The organism is Streptomyces sparsus, assembly GCF_054776295.1.
On sequence record NZ_BAAHCA010000352.1, the window covers coordinates 1 to 4,704 of the forward strand.

The 4,704-nt window shown below is 71.0% G+C and carries 3 protein-coding genes; all 3 read left to right on the plus strand.

The features are described from left to right. The first annotated feature begins 298 nt into the window (after positions 1-298). On the plus strand, positions 299-1,069 hold the full coding sequence (locus ACYVE9_RS16145) for an IclR family transcriptional regulator (protein WP_461028553.1): 771 nt from the start codon (positions 299-301) through the stop codon (positions 1,067-1,069). Continuing rightward, positions 1,066-1,908, plus strand: coding sequence for an SMP-30/gluconolactonase/LRE family protein (locus tag ACYVE9_RS16150; protein WP_461028554.1), 843 nt, complete (start codon positions 1,066-1,068; stop codon positions 1,906-1,908). Before ACYVE9_RS16145 ends, ACYVE9_RS16150 begins: the two co-directional genes overlap by 4 nt. Before the next feature lie 278 nt (positions 1,909-2,186). Beyond that, on the plus strand, positions 2,187-4,667 hold the full coding sequence (locus ACYVE9_RS16155) for an alpha-L-arabinofuranosidase C-terminal domain-containing protein (RefSeq protein WP_461028555.1): 2,481 nt from the start codon (positions 2,187-2,189) through the stop codon (positions 4,665-4,667). Positions 4,668-4,704: the final 37 nt, after the last annotated feature.

A 4,704-nucleotide genomic window follows, 5' to 3' on the forward strand; every position in this document is an offset into this window, starting at 1 on the left:
GCTCGTCGCGGTGCCCGTGCGGACCGGCCGGTGCGGGCTGGAGGGCGGTGCGGACTGGGGACGGTGTGCGGCCGGGCGGCCGCCGGACGTCGCGGTGGTGGCCCGTCCGAGGCGTTCGATATTTCGTCATGCGTTCGAAATGGTGGCGTGACCGTAGACAGCGGCCGCCGGAGGTGTCAATGGGTGCGACAGCGGCACCTGCCGTACGGTCATTGCTCCGCCGAGCGGGCAGCGGTTAACCTGGCGTTCGTCATACCGGTCATCGACCGGGGTACCGAACATGGATGAGGTAGGGGCTATGGGGCGTCTTGTCCCCGCGGTGACCAGGGCACTGGACATCCTGGAACTGTTCCTGGAGGGGGACGGCACACTCTCCGCCCCCGAGATCACCCGCAGACTGCAACTGCCCCGCACCACCGTGCACGAGCTGCTGACCACGCTCGTCGCCCGCTCCTACCTGGTCCCGGTCCGGGAGGAGCCCGGGCGCTACCGGCTCGGCGTGCGCAACTACCAGCTGGGCAGCCGGTACGCGGAGCAGCTCGACCTCGCCGCGGAGGGCCAGCGGGTGGCCCGCGAGGTCGCCGAGACGTGCGACGAGACCGTGCACGTGGCGATCCTCGAAGGCTCCGACGTCATCTACATCGCCAAGGTCGACTCCACCCACGCGGTCCGCATGGTGTCCGCCGCGGGCCGCCGGCTCCCCGCCCACTGCACCTCGGTCGGCAAGGTACTGCTCGCCTCACTGCCGGCCGACGCACTCGACGCGCGCCTCGCCGGGGGCAGGCTGGCCGCCATGACCCCCAACAGCATCACCGACCCCGACACGCTGCGGGCGGCACTGACCACCGCCCGCGAGCGCGGCTTCGCGGTCGAGCACCGCGAGTCGAACCCGGACGTGAGCTGCGTCGCCGCGCCGGTACGGGACAGTTCGGGGCGGGTGGTGGCCGCGCTCTCCATCTCCGTCCCGGTGATCCGCTGGACCGAGCAGCGCGAGGAGGAGCTGGCCGGACTCGCCGCCAAGGGCGCGGCCGACCTCTCCGCCCGACTGGGCCACCGGGGCACCCGATGAGGGCCGAGCTGGCCGTCCGGGAACGCGCCGAGCTGGGCGAGGGCCCCACCTGGGACCCGGCACGGCAGCGGCTGGTCTGGGTGGACATCCTCACCTCACGCGTCCACACGTGGCATCCGTCGAGCGACCGCCGCACGGTGCTCACCACCGGGCAGCATGTCGGGGCCGCGAAACCGCGGGCCGGCGGAGGCCTCGTCGTCAACCTGCGCGACGGCGTGGGCCTGTACGGGCCGGACGGCGCGTTCTCCTGGCTGCTGCACGACCCGGTTCCCGGCCGCCGGGGGAACGACGCGGCCGTCGCCGCCGACGGGTCGCTGTGGGCGGGCACGATGCGCTACGACGAGGCGCCGGGCGGGGGCAGCTTCCTCCGCGTCTCCCCCGACGGCGCCGCCGTCCCCGTCTTCGACGGCGTGACCGTCAGCAACGGCACCGGCTGGAGCCCGGACGGCGGCCTGCTCTACTACATAGACAGCCCCACCCGACGCGTCGACGTCTGCCGTATGACCGACGGACTTCCCTCCGATCGCAGGCCGTTGGCGACCGTCGAAACCTCGGCGGGCTTTCCCGACGGCCTCACCGTCGACGCCGACGGCTGTGTGTGGGTCGCCCTGTGGGACGGCGGCCAGCTGCGTCGCTACACCCCTGAGGGCACGCTGGACCGCGTCGTCGAGCTGCCGGTCCGGCGGCCCACCGCCTGCGCCTTCGGCGGTCCACAGCTGCGCGACCTCTACGTCACCACGGCCCGCGTCGGACTCGACGCGCCGCACCCGCTCTCCGGGAGCCTGCTCGTGATCCCGGACGCCGGGCAGGGCCTGCCCGGCACGCCGTTCGCCGGCTGAACCACCGGACCGACGAATCCCCCTTGCCGCAACGCCGCGCGGTCAGGGGGTCGTCCGCTCCCCTGACCGCGCGGCGCCGCAGTTCCGGGCCCCGCGGCTCACGACGGCGTCCCGCTCCCCGTGCGGTGAGCAACTCCCTTGCATGCGGGCCTCGTTGTTCGAGGCTGCGAACGCGGTGACAACTCCCGCACGATCCGTTGACTGCCGTTCTGATCCTCCCTATGGTGCGTTCGACTCACCGACCACAGTCCGAAATATCGAACACATCAGGAGCGTACATGGCACGCGGACGATGGAGACTCGGACTCACCCTCGGCGCCCTGCTGGCCGGGACACTGGCTGTCGCCCCCGGCGAGGCGGCCGAGCCGGTGGACTACACCCTCACCGTTGACCCCGCCGGCACCGGCACCCGCATCAACGACTCGATGTACGGCGTCTTCTACGAGGACATCAACCGGGCGGCCGACGGCGGCCTCTACGCCGAGTTGGTGCAGAACCGGTCCTTCGAGTACTCGACCGCCGACAACTCCGCCTACACCCCGCTGACCGCCTGGCAGGTGACCGGCTCGCAGGCACAGGTCAAGGACGACGACGGGCGACTGAACGCGCGCAACCGCAACTACCTCGCACTCGGCGGCGGCACGTCCGTCACCAACTCGGGCTACAACACCGGCATCGCCGTCGAGAAGGACAAACGGTACGACTTCTCGGTCCGGGCCCGCACGGACGAGGCGTCCGGTGCCCCGCTCACCGTCACCCTGCACGACGCCTCGGGGCGGCTCGCCGCCGCCCGCCGGATCACCGCACGCGACGGCTGGACGGAGTACCGGGCGACGTTCACCGCGACCCGGACGTCCACCACGGGCCGGCTGACCGTCGCCGCGGCACGGCCGGCCGCCCTCGACATGGTCTCGCTCTTCCCCCGCGACACCTACAAGGGGCGCCCCAACGGCCTGCGCAAGGACCTGGCCGAGAAGATCGCCGCGCTCGAACCCGGATTCCTCCGCTTCCCCGGCGGCTGCCTGGTCAACACCGGCAGCCACGAGGGCTACACCGAGGAGACCGGCTGGGAGCGCAGGCGTTCGTACCAGTGGAAGGACACCATCGGCCCGGTGGAGCAGCGCGCCACCAACGCCAACTTCTGGGGCTACAACCAGAGCTACGGACTGGGCTACTTCGAGTACTTCCAGTTCGCCGAGGACATCGGCGCCATGCCGCTGCCCGTCGTGCCCGCGCTGGTGACCGGCTGCGGCCAGAACCGGGCCACCGACGACCCCGCGCTGCTGAGGCGGCACGTCCAGGACACCCTGGACCTCATCGAGTTCGCGAACGGTCCGGTCACCAGCGAATGGGGTGCCAAGCGGGCCGAGATGGGCCACCGCGAACCGTTCGGCCTCACCCACCTCGGAGTCGGCAACGAGGAGAACCTGCCCGAGCAGTACTTCGACCGGCTGGCCGAGTTCCGCAAGGCGATCGAGGCGAAGCACCCGGAGATCACCGTCATCGCCAACTCCGGTCCTGACGACGCCGGTTCGGTCTTCGACCGGGCCTGGGAGCTGAGCCGCCAGACGGACGTGGCCATGGTGGACGAGCACTACTACAACAGCCCGCAGTGGTTCCTGGAGAACAACGACCGCTACGACTCCTACGACCGCGAGGGCCCGGACGTCTTCCTTGGCGAGTACGCCTCGCAGGGCAACAGGTTCTCCAACGCCCTGGCCGAGGCGGCCTTCATGACGGGCCTGGAACGCAACGCGGACGTGGTGAAGCTGGCCTCCTACGCTCCCCTGCTGGCCAACCGGGACTACGTGCAGTGGACGCCCGACATGATCTGGTTCGACAACGCACGCTCCTGGGGGTCGGCCAACTACGAGATGCAGAAGCTGTTCATGACCAACGTCGGGGACGAGGTGGTGCCCTCGACCGCTTCGAGCACGCCGGCCGTGTCCGGACCGATCACCGGCGCCGTGGGGCTGTCCACCTGGGCGACCAGCGCCGCCTACGACGACGTGCGGGTGACCGACGCGAACGGCCGGACCCTGCTCTCCGACGACTTCTCGGCCGGTGACGCCCAGTGGACGCGGGCCGCCGGCACCGGCTCGTGGTCCGTCCGGGACGGGGCGTTCGTGCAGTCGGACGAGGCGGCCGAGAACACCCTCGTCACCGCGGGCGACAGGAGCTGGCAGAACTACGACCTGCGTGTGAAGGCCACCAAGACGTCGGGCAGCGAGGGCTTCCTGGTCGCGTTCGGCGTCAAGGACACCGGCAACCACTACTGGTGGAACCTGGGCGGGTGGGGCAACACCCGCTCCGCCGTGGAGAAGTCGGTGGACGGCGGCAAGCAGACGATGGTCGAGAAGGACACGACCGTCGAGACCGGCCGCAGCTACGACGTGCGGGTCTCCGTCCGCGGCCGGCAGGTGTCGCTGTACCTCGACGGCGAGAAGTGGGGCGAGTTCACCGACGACAAGGTGGCCGAGCCCTTCCGCCAGGTGGTCACACGCGACACGGCCAGCGGTGAGCTGCTGGTCAAGGTGGTCAACGCGCAGGCCTCCGAAGCCCGCACGCGGATCGACCTCGGCACCCGGACGGCACCGACGGCCGAGGTGACCACGCTGGCAGCCGACCCGGCTGCCGAGAACACCGCGGACTCGCGGCCGGTCAGACCGGTCCGCTCCACGCTGCACGGCGTGGGTGAGCACTTCACCCACACCTTCCCCGCCCACTCGGTGACCTTCCTGCGCGTCTCCACACGCTGAGGCACGGCGTGCGAGGCGCCCCCGCGGCGCCTCTCAG

Coding starts and splice junctions, on each gene's coding strand:
- ACYVE9_RS16155 (WP_461028555.1), top strand. CDS start 2,187: ATGGCACGCGGACGATGGAGACTCGGACTCACCCTCGGCGCCCTGCTG.
- ACYVE9_RS16145 (WP_461028553.1), top strand. CDS start 299: ATGGGGCGTCTTGTCCCCGCGGTGACCAGGGCACTGGACATCCTGGAA.
- ACYVE9_RS16150 (WP_461028554.1), top strand. CDS start 1,066: ATGAGGGCCGAGCTGGCCGTCCGGGAACGCGCCGAGCTGGGCGAGGGC.